At 69.9% G+C, this 16,296-nt stretch carries 16 protein-coding genes; 9 read left to right on the top strand and 7 right to left on the bottom strand.

The window, feature by feature from the left end:
• Positions 1-29 precede the first annotated feature (29 nt).
• From ABZV77_RS10670 to ABZV77_RS10660, 3 genes are all read right to left on the bottom strand, one after another.
• The gene (locus ABZV77_RS10670) at positions 30-191 is read right to left on the bottom strand and encodes a hypothetical protein (RefSeq protein WP_356253278.1); all 162 of its coding nucleotides are present in this window, start codon (positions 189-191) and stop codon (positions 30-32) included.
• A gap of 127 nt (positions 192-318) precedes the next feature.
• On the bottom strand, positions 319-1,836 hold the full coding sequence (locus tag ABZV77_RS10665; protein ID WP_356253276.1) for a SulP family inorganic anion transporter: 1,518 nt from the start codon (positions 1,834-1,836) through the stop codon (positions 319-321).
• 51 nt (positions 1,837-1,887) lie between these two features.
• Positions 1,888-2,484 (bottom strand): carbonic anhydrase, encoded by a 597-nt coding sequence (locus ABZV77_RS10660; protein WP_356254269.1) that lies wholly within the window; start codon positions 2,482-2,484, stop codon positions 1,888-1,890.
• A 436-nt stretch (positions 2,485-2,920) separates the two neighbouring features.
• Here ABZV77_RS10660 and ABZV77_RS10655 point away from each other — a divergent pair, with 436 nt between their 5' ends.
• On the top strand, positions 2,921-3,472 hold the full coding sequence (locus ABZV77_RS10655) for an AAA family ATPase (protein WP_356253274.1): 552 nt from the start codon (positions 2,921-2,923) through the stop codon (positions 3,470-3,472).
• 43 nt (positions 3,473-3,515) lie between these two features.
• Entirely contained in the window at positions 3,516-4,703 is a 1,188-nt protein-coding gene (locus ABZV77_RS10650) for a 4-hydroxybenzoate 3-monooxygenase (protein ID WP_356253272.1), read from the top strand.
• A 66-nt stretch (positions 4,704-4,769) separates the two neighbouring features.
• On the opposite strand, the gene ABZV77_RS10645 is transcribed toward ABZV77_RS10650, so the two are convergent.
• Positions 4,770-6,536 (bottom strand): coagulation factor 5/8 type domain-containing protein, encoded by a 1,767-nt coding sequence (locus tag ABZV77_RS10645; protein ID WP_356253271.1) that lies wholly within the window; start codon positions 6,534-6,536, stop codon positions 4,770-4,772.
• A 363-nt stretch (positions 6,537-6,899) separates the two neighbouring features.
• Between ABZV77_RS10645 and ABZV77_RS10640 the strand changes: the two genes are divergently transcribed.
• The 3 genes from ABZV77_RS10640 (at position 6,900) to ABZV77_RS10630 (ending at position 11,023) form a co-directional block, all read left to right on the top strand.
• Positions 6,900-7,994 carry a DUF1996 domain-containing protein gene (locus tag ABZV77_RS10640; RefSeq protein ID WP_356253269.1) on the top strand — a complete coding sequence of 365 codons (1,095 nt, stop codon included), beginning with the start codon at positions 6,900-6,902 and terminating at the stop codon, positions 7,992-7,994.
• A 100-nt stretch (positions 7,995-8,094) separates the two neighbouring features.
• Positions 8,095-9,855: a discoidin domain-containing protein gene (locus ABZV77_RS10635; protein ID WP_356253267.1), complete on the top strand. Its 1,761-nt coding sequence runs from the start codon at positions 8,095-8,097 to the stop codon at positions 9,853-9,855.
• An 82-nt stretch (positions 9,856-9,937) separates the two neighbouring features.
• Positions 9,938-11,023, top strand: a complete 1,086-nt coding sequence (locus ABZV77_RS10630) for a LacI family DNA-binding transcriptional regulator (protein ID WP_356253265.1) — start codon at positions 9,938-9,940, stop codon at positions 11,021-11,023.
• A gap of 197 nt (positions 11,024-11,220) precedes the next feature.
• Here the strand turns inward: ABZV77_RS10630 and ABZV77_RS10625 are convergent, their stop codons facing one another.
• The 3 genes from ABZV77_RS10625 to ABZV77_RS10615 form a co-directional block, all read right to left on the bottom strand.
• Positions 11,221-12,225: a YdcF family protein gene (locus ABZV77_RS10625; protein ID WP_356253263.1), complete on the bottom strand. Its 1,005-nt coding sequence runs from the start codon at positions 12,223-12,225 to the stop codon at positions 11,221-11,223.
• Positions 12,226-12,253: 28 nt separating this feature from the next.
• Positions 12,254-12,826 carry a dihydrofolate reductase family protein gene (locus ABZV77_RS10620; RefSeq protein ID WP_356253261.1) on the bottom strand — a complete coding sequence of 191 codons (573 nt, stop codon included), beginning with the start codon at positions 12,824-12,826 and terminating at the stop codon, positions 12,254-12,256.
• Positions 12,827-12,957: 131 nt separating this feature from the next.
• Positions 12,958-13,107 (bottom strand): hypothetical protein, encoded by a 150-nt coding sequence (locus ABZV77_RS10615; RefSeq protein ID WP_356253259.1) that lies wholly within the window; start codon positions 13,105-13,107, stop codon positions 12,958-12,960.
• A gap of 122 nt (positions 13,108-13,229) precedes the next feature.
• Between ABZV77_RS10615 and ABZV77_RS10610 the strand changes: the two genes are divergently transcribed.
• The 4 genes from ABZV77_RS10610 (at position 13,230) to ABZV77_RS10595 (ending at position 16,216) form a co-directional block, all read left to right on the top strand.
• Entirely contained in the window at positions 13,230-13,799 is a 570-nt protein-coding gene (locus tag ABZV77_RS10610) for a DoxX family protein (protein WP_356253256.1), read from the top strand.
• Positions 13,800-13,909: 110 nt separating this feature from the next.
• Positions 13,910-14,734: a heparin lyase I family protein gene (locus ABZV77_RS10605; RefSeq protein WP_356253253.1), complete on the top strand. Its 825-nt coding sequence runs from the start codon at positions 13,910-13,912 to the stop codon at positions 14,732-14,734.
• A gap of 394 nt (positions 14,735-15,128) precedes the next feature.
• Positions 15,129-15,368, top strand: coding sequence for a phosphopantetheine-binding protein (locus ABZV77_RS10600; protein WP_356253250.1), 240 nt, complete (start codon positions 15,129-15,131; stop codon positions 15,366-15,368).
• Complete coding sequence (locus tag ABZV77_RS10595; protein ID WP_356253247.1) at positions 15,365-16,216, top strand: siderophore-interacting protein; 852 nt, start codon at positions 15,365-15,367, stop codon at positions 16,214-16,216. The genes ABZV77_RS10600 and ABZV77_RS10595 overlap by 4 nt, the downstream gene beginning before the upstream one ends.
• Positions 16,217-16,296 lie beyond the last annotated feature (80 nt).

Here is a 16,296-nt window from a genome sequence, read left to right as displayed (position 1 = left end):
CCGCCGCCACCGCCCGCCGGGTCAACGGGTCAGGAGATACAGCCGGTCTTGCCGGTGGCGCTGATGCAGCCGCTCTTCGGCGTGGCGCTGATGCAGCCGTCCTTCGCGCCCGCGCCGCCCTGGGCCGAGTTGACGGCGACCCACTTCTGCCACACGGACTCCTGCGTCATGCGCTTGATGAGCTTCTCCACGGTGAAACCTCCATGGTTGGTCGGCACGCTGTGCCGAGGGGGGTGGGGACACCGGGGGCCGGGCGTCGATGCCCGGCCCCCGGAGCAGGGGGGGAAACGGTAAGCGGCTGGTGGCGTGAGAGGGCCGTCAGGCCTTGGCCACCGGAAGCGTTTTCATCCGTACGGCTTCCGTGCCGCTGTCGTTGTGCCGCAGCGCCCAGTTCTCCAGCGTCGTGCGGCAGGCGTGGTCCAGGTGGCGGACCTCCGTCAGGTCCAGCTCGATGGGCCGGTTCTGAGGCATGGCTTCCAGCGTCTCCAGGATGCGGGGGAGCCGCAGGAACGTGGCGTTCCCGGTGAGGGTCACCACCATCCTGCCGTCGGTCAACTCCCGTACGTCCAGCTGGACATGGGAGGTGTCCCAGGCGGACTTGGCCACCGCGAGCACCAGGCCGAGGACCACGCCCTCGAACATGTTGGTCACCACGATGGCGATCGCCGTGACGGCGAGGACGATCGCCTCGCCGCGGTGGGCGCGGGCCAGCGGGACGATCTCCTTGAAGGGGATCAGTTTGCAGCCCGCGTGCACCAGGACACCGGCGAGCGCCGCGAGCGGGATGATGCCGAGCGCGGCGGGCAGGAGCACCGCGAACAGCAGCAGCCACACGCCGTGCAGGATCCGGGAGAGCGGGGTGCGCGCACCGGCCTGGACGTTGGCGGAGCTGCGGACGATGACCGCGGTCATCGGCAGGGCACCGAGCACACCGCACACCGTGTTGCCGACGCCCTGGGCGACGAGCTCCTTGTCGTAGTGCGTGCGGGGCCCGTCGTGCATGCGGTCCACGGCTGCCGCGCTGAACAGCGACTCGGCCGACGCGATCAGCGTGAAGGCCAGCACGGTGCCGAGCACGGCCACGCTGCCGAGGTCCGCGAGATCGCCCAGTCCCGGCGGCTGGATGGCGTCCACCATGCCGCGCACCGAGACGTTCGCCACGTCGAGGCCGAAACCGGCGGTCACGGCCGTCGCGAGGGCCACGGCGGCCAGCGGGGCGGGCACGACACGAGCCGCGGACGGCAGCTTCGGCCACAGCACGAGGACGGCGATCGTGCCGAGTCCGACGGCCGCGGCGGTCAGCGACGTGGTGTCCCCGACGGTGTCGGCGAGCAGCCCTGGCAGGCCGGTGATCTTGTCGACGCCGGAGAGCGGCTGCTTCGCCCCTGCCATGGTGTAGAGCTGGCCGAAGATCAGCACGAGGCCGATGCCCGCCAGCATGCCCTGGACGACGGAGACCGATATCGCACGGAACCAACGGCCGCAGCGGAGGAGGCCGAGGGCGATCTGGAGCGCGCCGGTGAGCAGCACGATCGCGCCGAGCATGCTGAGCCCGAACTCGCGCACGGCCTCGAAGACGAGCACGGTCAGCCCGGCGGCGGGACCGCTCACCTGCAGGGCGCTGCCCGGCAGACAGCCGACGACCAGGCCGCCGACGATGCCGGTGACCAGGCCCAGTTCGGCCGGTACGCCGGAGGCGACGGCCACACCGACGCAGAGCGGCAGGGCGACGAGGAAGACGACGAGCGAGGCGAGGATGTCCCGGCGCAGCACGCCCGGTTCGCGCAGGGCGCGGAAGGGCTCGCGGAGGGGGGAGAGAGGGGAGGGAATGGACATGAGGGGGGGTCCTGTCGTGGGAACGGGCCGGTCAGAGGAGCGCGGCGGCGTTCACAGGGGACTGAACGAGGGGCGGCCGGTGTCCTGCGGCCGGTGGGCGGAGACGGTGCCCGTGTGTACTTCGTAGTACCAGGCGTGCAGGGTGAGGGAGCCGTCGGCGACCCGCTCGCGCACACAGGGGTACGCCCGCAACCTCTCGACCTGCGCAAGCACGTGTGTCTGCACGGCCTCCGACACGTCGGGCGAGGTCGCAGCCAGTGAGCGCAGGGCGTCGTCCGGGGCGACGGAGTGCTCGAGCCAGTCGCGCACGGCCGGGACCGCCGACAGGTCTTCGCGCCGGACCAGCGCGCCCACCGCGCCGCAGTGCGAGTGTCCGCAGACGACGATGTCGCGGACTCCCAGCACGCACACGGCGTACTCGATGGTGGCCGCCTCGCTCATGGGGCCGTCCACGCGGCCGCCGAGTCCGGCCGCGGGGTAGGGCGGGACGACATTGCCCGCCGTGCGGAGTTCGAAGAGCTCGCCGGGGCGTGCTCCGGTGATCAGGGCCGGGACGACGCGCGAGTCGGAACACGTGACGAACAGGGCTTCGGGTGACTGCCCGGCTTCAAGGGCCTGGAAGGCCGCTGCGTTCCGGGGGTCCGCCACGTGTGTCGTGGCGAACGAACGGGCGTTGTCGATCAGTGATTTCAAGGTGGCCTGCCTCCTGCGTCGCTCCGGCGGGCCGGGACGCGGTGTGGTCGGGTCGATGGTGACAGCGGGACGGCACTGGCCCGCCGTGACGGTGGGCGCCTGTCGCCCCGGTGACAGCCTGGAGGGCCGTCGTGACCATCACTTTGCCATCGCATTACTGATTGATGACAGAGCAAAATCTTGCCAAAGAATGAGTAATTACAGCCCCTGAGCTGGGAATTGGTCCAGCGATCAACCGTTGGGTAAAGATCGCGGTGCAGATTGTGTGCGTGATGTGAAGCAGTTTTGATCATGATGCGTTGCAATTGCATCTATCCGGCAGCGGGCGGTCCACCGCCCCACCTAGGCTGGCGACGCAGACGAGTCGTGAGCGGTCGGAGAGTGGGGAAGCATGCCGGACACTTCGTTCCAGGGTCAGGTCGTCGACACGGAACCGGCGCCGCACGTGTTCCTCGTCGTCGGCATTCCGGGCTCAGGGAAGAGTTCCGTGTCGGACGGCCTCGCCCGCAGGTTCCCCCTCGGCGCGCACATCGAAGGCGACCACCTCCAGGACCTGATCGTCTCGGGAAACCACCTGCCCAAGCCCGAGGAAGACGTCGAGGCGGACCGCCAACTCCTCCTGCGCGCGCGCAACGGAGCCGTCCTCGCCCGCAGCTTCCACGCCGCCGGGGTCGTCCCGGTCATCGACGACGTGGTCGTCCGGCGCGCACACCTGGAGTTCTACCGGGAGCAGCTGAAGGACCTGCCGCTGCGCCTGATCGTCCTTGCCCCGTCGATGGACGTCGTCGCGCGGCGGCTCACCGCACGGGACAAGGTCCTCGCCGACGACTGGTCGTTCCTCGACGAGGCGATGCGCGGCGAACTCAAGGGAGAGGGCGAGTGGTTCGACAGCTCCGGGCTGTCCCTGGACGAGACGGTCGACGCCATCCTGGCGAACGGCTGACGCATCCGTCCGGCGGCGGACGCGATCCCCGAAGGGATGAGCCATGGCCCCAGAGCTCACGCGCACCACGGTCGGCATCGTCGGCGCGGGCCCGGCGGGCCTCATGCTCTCCCACCTGCTGGCGCGCGGCGGCATCGAATCGGTCGTGGTCGACCACCGCACCCGGGCGCGGATCGAGGGCACCGGCCGGGCGGGAATCCTGGAGGCCGACAGCGTCCGGCTGCTGACCGACACCGGAGTCTCCGACCGCGTGCTGCACGACGGGCAACGGCACGAGGGGATCGAGCTGCGCTTCGAGGGCGCCAGTCACCGGATCGACTTCCAGGGGCTGGTCGGCGAGAGCGTCTGGCTCTATCCGCAGACCGACGTGTTCACCGACCTCGCCGACGCCCGCGAGCGCGACGGTGCGGACGTCCGCTTCGGCATCACGGGAACCCGGGTCGTCGACCTGACGACGGAGCACCCCGGCATCCTGTTCGACGACGCCGACGGGCGGCCCCACGAGGTGCGGTGCGACATCCTGGTCGGCGCCGACGGGGCGCACGGAGTGTGCCGGTCCGCGGTGCCCGAGGCATCCCGTACGCACTACTTCCGCGCGTACCCGTTCGCCTGGTTCGGCGTCCTCGTCCAGGCGCCGCCCAGCGCCGCCGAACTCGTCTACACCCACTCCCCGCGGGGCTTCGCGCTCATCAGCCAACGCACCGAGTCCGTGCAGCGCATGTACTTCCAGTGCGACCCGGACGAGGATCCGGCGGACTGGTCCGACGACCGGATCTGGGCGGAACTCCAGGCCAGGGTGGACGGCCCGGACGGCTTCTCCCTCAAGGAGGGGCCTGTCACGGACCGCTCGGTGCTGCGGTTCCGCAGCCTGGTGTGCGAGCCGATGCGGTACGGCAGCATGCTGCTGGCCGGGGACGCCGCCCACACCGTCCCGCCCACCGGGGCGAAAGGGCTCAACCTCGCACTGGCCGACGTGCGGGTGCTCGCCGAAGCGGTGGAGAGCGCCGTCCGCGGGCGTGACCGCACCGCCCTCGACACGTACGGTCCCCGGGCGCTGCGCCGCATATGGCGGGCCCAGCACTTCTCGTACTGGATGACGTCGATGCTGCACCGGCTGCCCGACACCACCGACTTCGACGTGCGCCGCCAGCTCGGCGAGCTGAACGCCGTGGTGGACTCCGCCGCCGGATCGACGTACCTCGCCGAGGCCTACACGGGATGGCCCGGGTGACCCGGGAAATCGGGAACTAGCGGTTCCGTCCTTCCCGGCCCATGCCCGGCCCTGCTGCGATGCGGATCAGGGGTAGGAGACCACCGTCGAGGGCACGGTCGAGCTGCCCGACGTGGCGGCGCCGGTGTCGTTGATGACGTGCTCGTACTGCCCCTTGCCCCCGAGTGACACGACCAGGAGGTTGTGGAACTTGACGCCGGACGTCTTCGGGGCGGCGAAGCCGTGGTCCTGGCGGATCGAGGGGTCCGAGGTGTAGTTGCAGTAGCTGCCCATGCCCCAGCCCTCGTGGGACGTCACGGAGCTGTCGACCTTGTAGGCGGCGAAGCCCTTGACGTTCCCGTCCTGGATCGCCGCCTGGTTGGGCGCGTCGTACGCCTTCTCGTTCTGGTAGAAGATCGTGCGCCCCCGCTGGCCGGACCACCGCACGTCGTACTTGTTGAAGTGCTCCACGAAGAGGCCGGTCGCCAGGACGTCGTCACCGCGGACATGCACGCCGATGTCCGCGCGGTTGGTCTCCCAGCCCACTCCGGCACCGTGGTCGGCGCGCCACACCCAGGTGTGGTCGATGATCGTGTGGCGGCTGTTGACCTCCATGCTGAGCGTGGCCTTGCCGGGTCCCGCGCCGCCGATCCTGATGAAGACGTCCTGGACGGTGATCGGGTTGGCGGAGTGGTCCCTGTTGGACCCCTGCGGCCCGACCTGGAGCAGCACGGGGGAGTTGACCGGCCCGGCGTCGATGAGGAAACCGGCGAGCCGCACCCCGTCCACGTCGGCGACCTTCATGGCGGACGCGCCGCCGTCGGGCACGATCGTCGCGTAGCCGAGCCCGAGCACGACGGTGTTGGCGCGGTTCACCTCGATGGCGCGGTCGACGTGGTAGATGCCGGGCGTCAGCAGGAGGTGGAGGCCCTGGGCGAGGGCCTCGTTCATCGTGGCGGCACTGGTGCCGGGCTTGGCGACGTAGAACTGGGTGAGCGGCAGCGACGTACCGCGGGGAGTGCCGTTGCCCCAGGTCGTGCCGCGCGCGTTGGTCCGCTTCTCCGGCAGGAACACCCGGTAGTCCGCGCCGTCGAGGTACAGGAAGGGCTTCTCGCGTGAGATCGGTGTGGTCTCCAGTGTGGTGTACGGGGGGTTCGGGAAGCTCTGCCCCGGCGCGCCCTGGACTCCGGAGAACACCATGTTCCAGACGGCGTTGAGCCAGCCGCCCACGGAGCTGTCACGGGTGTACCACTGCTGCTGCGAGTACGGGCCGACGCTGCCGTCGATCCTGCTGTCCGCGATGTAGCCGCCGCTGGCCCAGCCGTAGCCGTTGGGCGCCAGGTTGAGCCCGCCCCTGATGTGCATCCGGCGGAAGGGGGCCGCCTGCGCCACGGCCCACCGGTTGGTGCCGTTGACCGGGGTGAGGGCGAGGTTCTCCGCCGAACGCCAGAAGTTCTGCGTGGCGTTGCCGTTGAACCAGCCCGCGTCGACGGTCACGTCACCGTTGATCGACGTGTCGTCTGGGGAGAGGCCGAGGCCCGCGATCGAGGTGTAGAAGCCGAGTTGGGCGTTGAGCCCGTTGTACGTGCCCGGCTTGAACAGCAGCGCGTAGCGCCCGGTGCCGAACTGGGCGCTCTCCTGCTGCTTGAAGATCTCGTCGAGTCTGGCCTGGATGCCGGATGTGGAGGGCGAGAAGACGATCACGTTGGGCCCGAGGTCGCCGCCGCCGGGCAGGGCGGCGGCGGGAGTCCGTGCCGTTGCCGTTGCCGGGGTGGCGGTGGCGGCGAGGCCTGCGCCGGCGGCCGACGCGGCGATGGCGCCCAGAACGGTGCGGCGTGTGGGGGTGGTTGGCATGGGGCTCTCCTGTTTCAGGAAGTGAACGATCAGGGGCCGAGGGAGCGCTCTCTTGACCGGGAATAGTTCATCCGAGTGAGGGGCGCGTCAAGAGGTAGCTCTGTAGTTGCCGGTGTTGTCCCTGATGGCACATCAAAAAACTGCTGTACAGACCCAGTTGTCGCAGGGGTTCCACGGGGTGCGGCGCCCCCGAGGGGTGGGTGGCGCCGTGGTGCGGGGGTGGCTCGGAAGCGTTCACTTTCTATTGACACGCTCGCGCCAGGACCGCAACACTCCGAATCGGGAGAGCGCTCTCCCGCTCTCGCTCCCGCTCTCTCTCAATCTCTCCCGATCCATTCCCGACCGACTCGGCAGGAGGTCTCCATGGCACGGAGATCGAAGATCGTTTCAGGGTTACTGATATCCGGCGCGCTCCTGGTGACCTCGCTGGGGGTTGGCGGCATGGCGGCGGGCGCGGACTCCGCCTCAGCCTCCGTCTCCGCCCCGGCCCCCGTCTCCGCGCACCACCAGGGGCACACGATGGCGCCGTCCACGGTCGCCGCGGCGGAGGACCGCGACGGTGACGGCACCATCCCGGCGACGTCGCCGGTCACCGGGTCGCGGCCGTCGGTGAAGGCGCCGCCCCACCGCTACTTCCACGAGTTCCAGGCCAACTGCTCGGTGACGCACACCAGGCCGGACGACCCGATCGTCTATCCGGGCCAGCCGGGCAAGTCCCACGACCACACGTTCATGGGCAACAGGACGACGGACGCGCACAGCACCACGGACTCCCTGAAGCGGGGGAACACCGCGTGCAAGGCTCCCGGTGACAAGTCGGCGTACTGGATGCCCACTCTCCTGAAGAACGGTGAGCCGGTCCTTCCGGTGGGCCCGCAGGTCATCTACTACAAGTCGGGCGTCACCGACTACACCAGCGTCCGCCCGTTCCCGGAGGGGCTGCGCTACGTCGTCGGCAGCCCGATGCAGAGCGCCGACGAGTTCCGGCGCCACCCGGGCTTCGTCGAGGGCTGGGAGTGCGGCGAGAGCTACTTCAACGTCGACATCCCCAAGAACTGCCCGACCTCGGCGGACACCCAGCTCAACATCCGCTTCCAGGCGCCCAGTTGCTGGGACGGCAAGAACCTCGACACGCCGGACCACCAGAGCCACATGTCGTACCCGACGGTGAAGGCGGGGACGAACGACAACGTCTGCCCGACGTCCCACCCGGTGGCGCTGCCGATGATCGAGTTCAAGATGGCGTTCCCCGTCAACGGTGACCTGTCGAAGGTGAAACTGGCGAGCGGCGAGGGCCACTCGTTCCACTACGACTTCTTCAACGCCTGGGACCCCGCGACCCTCAAGGCCCTGGTCGACCACTGTGTCGTCGGCGGGCTGCAGTGCAACGCCCGCGGATACGACGAGACCCACCCCGAAGCGGGCGCCGCGCTCGACGAGAACTACGAACTGCCCTGACCGCCCCGCTCCTCCGAGGCATCCGGCCCGGCGCGGTGAGCGTCGGGCCATCCCCCTCCAGCACGACCCCACCCCCCCCAGACCCCCCAGGAGATCCCGCATGCCCACAGTCCGCACACCCCGTCCGCCGACAAGACGGCGCCTGGCCGTACCGCTCACGGTCGCCCTGCTCGCCTCCGGCGCCCTCGCCCTGCCCGCCCAGCAGGCCGGCGCCGCCGGGAACGTGGTGAAGGTGACCGGCTCGCAGGGGAACTGGCAGCTGTCGGTGAACGGTTCCCCCTACCAGATCAAGGGCCTGACCTGGGGGCCGAGCGTCGCCGACGCCGAGAAGTACATGCCCGACGTCAAGTCCATGGGCGTCAACACCATCCGGACCTGGGGCACCGACGCCTCCAGCAAGCCCCTTTTCGACTCGGCCGCCGCCCACGGAGTCAAGGTCGTCGCGGGCTTCTGGCTGCAGCCGGGCGGCGGCCCCGGCAGCGGCGGCTGCGTGAACTACCTGACCGACAGCACGTACAAGAACCAGATGCTCAACGAGTTCCCCAAGTGGGTGCAGACCTACAAGGACCACCCCGGCGTCCTGATGTGGAACGTCGGCAACGAGTCGGTGCTCGGGCTGCAGAACTGCTACACCGGCGCGGAGCTCGAGCGCCAGCGCGACGCCTACACCACCTTCGTCAACGACATCACCAAGAAGATCCACGCCGTCGACCCCGACCACCCCGTCACCTCCACCGACGCATGGACCGGCGCCTGGCCCTACTACAAGAAGAACGCCCCCGACCTCGACCTGTACGCCGTGAACTCCTACAACGCGGTGTGCGACATCAAGTCCACCTGGGAGCAGGGCGGTTACACCAAGCCGTACATCGTCACCGAGACCGGCCCCGCGGGCGAGTGGGAGGTGCCGGACGACGCCAACGGAGTACCGGAAGAGCCCACCGACCGGGCCAAGGCCGAGGGTTACACCAAGGCCTGGAACTGCGTCACCGGCCACAAGGGCGTCGCGCTGGGCGCCACGATGTTCCACTACGGGACCGAGTACGACTTCGGCGGCATCTGGTTCAACCTCCTGCCCGCGGGCCAGAAGCGGCTCGCGTACCACGCGGTGAAGAAGGCGTACGGTGCGGACACCTCCCGGGACAACACCCCGCCCGTCATCTCCGGGATGACCGTCGAGGGCGACGCGTCCAAGGTTCCGGCGGGCGGCGCGCTCACCCTGACCACGAAGGCGACCGACCCCGACGGGGACGCCCTGAGCTATGAAGTCCTCGCCAACAGCACGTACATCGACAAGGACAAGAACCTGACGCCCCTGCGCCACACCGACGAGGGCAACGGCCGTCTGAAGGTCACCGCGCCGGACCGGACGGGCGTGTGGAAGATCTACGTCAAGGTCACCGACGGCAAGGGCAACGTGGGCGTCGAGACGCGCTCGGTGCGTGTGGTGGCCCCGCCGGTCGACGGCACGAACATCGCCCTCGGCAAGACGGCGAAGGCCTCCTCGCAGCAGGCCGGGGGCGGCGACTGCCCCTGCACCGCCGCGGGCGCCGTCGACGGAAAGGCCACCACCCGCTGGGCCAGTGACTGGAGCGACCCCCAGTGGCTGCAGGTCGACCTCGGCTCCGGCCAGTCGTTCAAGCACGTCCAGCTCAACTGGGAGACGTCGTACGCGAAGGCCTACACGATCCAGACCTCCGACGACGGACAGAACTGGCGGACCGTCCACGAGGTGAAGGACGGCAACGGCGGCATCGACGACTTCGACGTCAACGGCACCGGCCGCTACGTCCGCGTGCACGGGACCGCCCGCGGCACCGGATGGGGCTACTCGCTCTACGAGTTCGGCGTCTACCGGTGAATCCGGTGTCCACCGCCGACGGCGGCCGCACGCTGGGAGAGCGCTCTATCACCTTGCTGTGCAGGGAAGTTAGAGTGCACGCATGGAGAGACAGTCGCTGACGCTCGAGGACGTGGCACGGGAGGCGGGAGTCTCCCGTGCCACGGTGTCCCGGGTGATCAACGGAGTGCGCAACGTCGACCCGGCCATCCGGGACGTGGTGCGTGAGGCGATCGAGCGCACCGGATACGCGCCCAACCGGGCGGCACGCTCCCTGGTCACCCGGCGCACGGAAACCATCGCCTTGGTCATCTCGGGCGCGGGCGAGGAGAACGACGACGGCCGAACCGGTGGCCGCGATGACGACGGCCGTCCCGGCGACGGCGTGCAGAACGCCTTCGCGGCCCGGGTGTTCGCCGATCCGTTCTTCGGCCGGGTGATCAGCGGCGTGGTCGGATTCCTGCGGCCGCGGTCGATGCACCCGGTCCTGATGGTCGCCGAGAGCGCCGCGGCCAGGAAACAGGTGACGGAGTTCCTCCGGCAGGGCAGCGCCGACGGGGCCCTCGTGGTCTCCACGCACGCGGAGGATCCGCTGCCGTCGCAGCTCGTCGCCGAGGGGCTGCCCGCCGTGTGCTTCGCACGGCCCGCGCTGCCCGTCCCGGTCAGTTACGTCGACCTGGCCCACCGCGAGGGCGGACGGCTGGCCGCGGAGCATCTCCTCGCGCGCGGCCGACGGCGCCTTGCGACCGTCACGGGACCACTGGACCTGCCCGCCGGACAGGAGCGGCTCGCCGGTTTCCGGGAGGCGCTGGAGCGTGCCGGGACGGCGTACGTGCCGATGGCGGAGGGTTCCTTCACCCGGGAGAGCGGCGCCGCTGCGATGGCCGGGCTGCTGGCCGAGCACCCCGGACTGGACGGAGTGTTCGTGGCCAACGACCTCATGGCGCAGGGCGTGTGCGAGCTGCTGCGCGAGCGGGGCGGACAGGTCCCGCAGCAGGTGGCGGTGGTCGGCTTCGACGACTCCAGCGTGGCGCTCACCTGTCGTCCGCCGCTCACCACCGTCCGCCAGCCGGTGGAGGAGATGGCGGCGGCCATGGCGAGGCTGCTCCAGGAACACGTCCAGGGCGTCCGGACGGAGCCGACGTCGCTGATCTTCGAGCCGGAGCTGGTGGTGCGGGATTCGACATGAATCCCGGGTGTGTATCCCTCTTGGAGGTGGGCAGGCGATCAGTGCAGGGGTGACATCCTGCGGGAGTCGCTGACCGGTCAGTGGGCGGCTCCACCTCCGAGCTGAGCGGCCGCGCACCTTCGTGGGACAGGGATGCGCGGCCGCTCACGCGTTCCGCTCGCGGTGCGGGCGGAACGCGTGAGCGGGCCGGTCGGGACTCAACGAGTCGCCCACGCCAGGACGCCGCCCAGGACGAACAGCAGACACATGGCGATGTTGGTCCGCTTGTAGGCGACGAGGACGGCCACGAACTCGCGGATCGTCGCGTTGGGCCAGAAGTACGCCGCCGTGGTCGAGCCGACCACCTGCCCCTTGACCCCGGCCCGGCGGGCCATGAGCGCCGCGCGGAAGGCGTGGTAGTTGTTCGTGACGACGACGCACCGGTAGCCGGAGCCGGTCTTCTCCATGATCGCCTTGCTGAACCGCAGGTTCTCGTCGGTCGTCGTCGACCGGTCCTCCCGCTCGATCAGATCCGCGGGGAAGCCCCGCTCCACCAGGTAGTCGGCCATCGCGTGGGATTCCGGCACGTCCTCGTCCGGCCCCTGGCCACCGGAGGCGATGAGCAGCGGAGAGCCGCCGTTCCTGCTGAGCTGCGCGTGCACCTCCCGGGCCCGTTCGAGGCGGCTGGCAAGCAGCGGCGGCACCGTGGAACCGCCGAGGAGACCGGAGCCCAGTACGACCACGTAGTCGGCCTTGCGGCGAATGCGCATACGGCCGTAGAGGAACGCGTACACGACGAAGCTCAGGAACAGGAACGAGAGGTAACAGGCGAGGCCGAGCGCCGCCGTGCCCACTCCGATCAGCACCGGCGTCCGCAGCACGGCCGCCGTGACGGCCAGGGCCACGACGCCGATGATGCACAACGCGCCCATCAGGGACAGCAGGTTGGAGGGGCTTCTGCCCTCCTTGCGCACCATCTGCAGTCCGTTGAGGAAGAGCAGCCCCACGAGGACGAGGATGCCCACGGCTCCCAGCGCGAGCAGCGTGGCGGCGATGACGAGCCCGGTCGTGGAGCCGGACGAGATCAGTTGGTACATCCAGGCCGCGAGGCCGCAGAGCGCGGCGAGGCCGAGGATGACCGCGTTGCCGAACCGGCGGCGCTCGCGCACCATCCGCCAACAGAAGACGAGGAAGAGGAGGGCCGCCGGGGCGTAGAGCAACATCCGCCCAGATTAGGGGGCGGCTCAGGACTCAGCGGACGACGTCGAACACGTTCTTCTGCAGGCCGTTGGCGTAGGCCTCGTGTTCGACGAGCCGCAGCTTCTGCATGTCCTTGTCGGTGTCGCTGAACAGACGCTTGCCCGCGCCGAGAAGGAGGGGGAAGACGAGCAGGTGGTAGCGGTCGATCAGCCCGGCGTCCGAGAGGCTCCGGTTGAGGGAGGCGCTGCCGTGGACGATGATCGGGCCGCCCTCGGTCTCCTTCAGCGCGGCGACGTCGTCGAGCGAGCGCAGGATCGTGGTCTCGCCCCAGTTGTCGACGAGGTCGCCCTCGCCGAGGGTGGTGGAGACGACGTACTTCGGCATCACCTTGTACTCCGCGAAGTCCTCCATGTCCGGCCAGACGGGGCTGAACGCCTCGTAACTGATGCGGCCCATCATCAGCGCGGCGGCCTCCTGCTGCTCCCGGCCCTTGATCTCGAACGCCTCCGGAAGGAACTCGATGTCCTTGAAGGTCCACCCGGAGTTCCGGTAGCCGGGTTCACCGCCCGGGGCTTCCACGACTCCGTCGAGCGACACGAAGGCGGTGCTGATCAGGGTGCGCATCTGAGTTCTCCCGAAGGTCTTCCTGGGCGTGCGTGACTGCGGCAACTATCGCTGAAGACTGCGTCACCGCAGCCCGCACCACTGAAGACCGGACGATGCGGCAGAACTCATCGGTCGTACGGCTGTCGGATTCAGCGGCGGCCGCCGCGCAGCCGGGAGAGGAGCGAGCGGGCCTGCGCGCGCTTGCGCGGGTCGGCCGCGGCCCGGCGCACCGACTCGACGGTCCTTCGGCCCTGTGGTGTGCGGCTGTAGGCCCTGATGCGTGAGAGCAGTCCGGCCATGGGTTCCTCCTGAGGTCGCACCGCCGTCGCGGCGGGTGAGCTGTCCGTTGCTGTTCCCGTACCCGGCGCGGCCCCCGTGATGCGGCTTGACTGACCTCGTACTTTACGGGCAGCCGAAGGGCATGGCTGTTCTCAGGAAATGTGCTCGCCCCATGCTCGCCTCCGTTTTCGTCACCGGCGGGCTCGGGACCCTTCGGGACCCGCAGCGCGTGGCGCCCGCCGCCGAGTCCCTGGTCGCTCCCGTGGCCTCCCGGATCCCCTGGCTCACGGAGGACCCCGAGCGGCTGGTGCGCATCAACGGCGCGGTGCAGCTCGGCGCGGGTCTGATGCTGGCGACCGGACGTGTGCCGCGCGTCGCCGCCCTCGCGCTCGCCGGGACGCTGGTGCCGACGACCCTTGCCGGGCACGCCTGGTGGAAGGAGAAGGACCCGGAGCGGCGGGCGGCGCAGCGCACGCAGTTCACCAAGAACCTGTCGCTGCTCGGCGGGCTCCTGATCGCGGCGGCCGACACGCACGGCAAGCCGTCCGTCGCCTACCGCACCCGTACCGCGGCCGCGTCCGGCCGACGGGCGGCCCGGCGCACCCGGCGCGACGCCACGCGTGCTGTGAACGGAGTGGCTCAGGACGCGGCGGGGGCGGTCCGCTCGATGTCCGACAGTGCGCAGCACGCCGTGGGGCGGCGAACGCGTTGAGGTCGTGAAAGGTTCAGACCTCTGTTGTGCAAGCGCTTGCTGTAGTCGCGGGCCGGTGGCACCCTCGTGGCGGCTCCCCCCAGCCGCCCCCCATCTCGCAGGAGTAAGCCGTGAACCGGACCGGGAAGACCCTGACCTCAGCAGGCGGCATCATCGTGGCCGTCCTTGCGGCCTGGGCCGTCGCCGCCCCTGAATCCATCGGCGTCTCGGTGGCCCCGGCCGGTCGGACGGACGCCAAGGGCGCAAAGAGTGCCGAGAGCGCAAAGAGTGCCGAGAGCGGCAAAGGTGCCCACAGCGCCAAGAGCGTGCTGTGGGACGGAGACGCGTCGAACGGCCTCGACGTCTTCGGGACCACGCTGTGCGACGCGCCGGGAAGCGTCACCGTCGACAACTGGGGCACGGCCCGCGGCGACTTCTTCAAGTTCAACAAGCCCATCGGCGTGCCGCGCTGCGAGGCGCACAACGTGCGGACCGGGAGCGGTGAGTACGCCTTCCGCAACGGCAGCACGTACTGGTTCGGCTGGGACTCGATGACCAAGACGGGCGACGCGCAGACCGTCTTCCAGTGGAAGTCGAACGGCACCAACGACCAGCACAGCCAGAACTACCCCGTGATCATGAAGGTGGAGGACGGCAAGCTGAAGGTCTGGTACGTCGCTCCCGGCGAGGAGTGGATACCCATCGGCTCGGCCGCGTGGTCGTCCGGCGCCTGGCACTCGGTCCAGCTCGGCATCACCACGAGTTCCGGCAGCTCCGGGAAGCTCTCGGTCTACATGGACGGTCAGGAGATCGCCTCCCGCTCGGGCGCCCGCACCTGGGACGACCTCGGCAACAAGCCGCGGTGGGGCACGTATTGGGGCACCGACGCGAGCACGGCATCCATCAACTGGATCGACCGCCTGGCCATGGGGGAGTCCCGGGCCGACGTCGACTGACCCTGCGGCGGCGGCGCCGGTGCGCGGCGCGGAAATCTACGGGAGGCCTTCGAGGAGGCCTCCCGTTTTCACGCGATGACCATGATTAAGTTAGGTTAGCCTTTCCTGAGTAACGCTGGGGGGAGGAGAGTCCATGCTGCCTGGGAACGGGAAGCCGTGGGCCCCACCGCCCTGGCCTTCCGGGCTACCGGGGCGGTCGGCGACGCCGCCGTGCCCCACGGGCCGACCGCCCTGGCCCGCCTCCAACTGCTGCCCGTGAACATCGGATTCGCCCGCTTCCGGCGAACGCCCCGACGGCGCGCGCAGCCATGCCGACCGGCGCCACGGCCCCCGTCGCCACCACCGCCCCGCGTCGACCCACGCGGTCGGCGCTCATCTCAGAAGGAGCCATCCGATGGACCAGACCTTGTCGCCCGAGCGCGTCCGCGCCGACATCGCGGAGCTGCTCGACTGCGACCCCAGTGAGATCGCTCCCGACGAGGACCTGTTCGACCTCGGCCTCGACTCGGTGCGGATCATGACCCTGGTCCAGCGCTGGCGCGCCGCGGGGGCGACCACGCTGGAGTTCCCCGACCTGGCCGAGCAGCCCGAACTGGGGCACTGGACGGCCCTCCTGACGGAGCGTGCCGCATGACCCGGGTCGACCACCGGCACCGCCACCTGGACCGGATCACCGAGGTCCGGCAGGGTCTGCACGCCGAGAAGGTGGGCTACCCGATCGGCATCAGGGAAGTCGAGGTGGTGCGCACGGTCGAGGTCGGCGCCGGACTGCTGCGGCTGACCCTGGGCGGGCCCGGCACCGAGGGGTTCGAGGCGCACGCGCCGGACGAGCACGTGAAGCTCATCTTCCCGGAACCGGACGGCTCGCTGCGGCTGCCCGAGCGGAACGGGGCGATGCTGCGCTGGCCGCGGCCCGCCCCCACCTCGCGCGAGTACACCGTGCGCCGCTACGACCCCTTCACGGGCGAGATCGACATCGACATCGTCCCGCACGACGGCGGCCTGGCGTCGGACTGGGCCCATGAGGTCGAGCCGGGTGCCGTCGTGCACCTCGCGGGGCCGCCCGGCGGGCTGATCGTCCCGCACACCTACGACCGCTATCTCCTCGCGGGCGACATCACGGCGCTGCCCGCCGTCGCGCGCTGGCTGGAGGAGCTGCCCCGGACCGCGAAGGGCTGGGCCTTCGTCGAAGTGGCCGACGCGGACGAGGAGATCGAGCTGTCCGCGCCCGAAGGCGTGGAGGTGCACTGGCTGCACCGGGGCGGTCTGCCCGCGGGGACGGGCGGCGCGCTGGAGCGGGCCGTGACCGCGGTGACCGTGCCCGAGGGGGAGCGCGTCTACGTCTGGGTCGCAGGTGAGGCCGGGCAGATCAAGCCCCTGCGCCGCTGGGTCCGTGACGAGTTGGGGCTCGGCAAGGCCGACCACGACATCACCGGGTACTGGAAGCGCGGCGTCGCCGACTTCGACGAGGACGACCACTGAGCAACCGGCCGGAAGGGCGCGCGAAATCTTTGCGCGCCCGATTGTCCTGCCGACAAGGTCATCTACTAAGGTGAGCCTTA

It is taken from the genome of Streptomyces sp. NPDC004732 (genome assembly GCF_040609235.1).
GTDB lineage: Bacteria > Actinomycetota > Actinomycetes > Streptomycetales > Streptomycetaceae > Streptomyces.
This window is presented reverse-complemented; position numbering and strand designations above follow the sequence as displayed.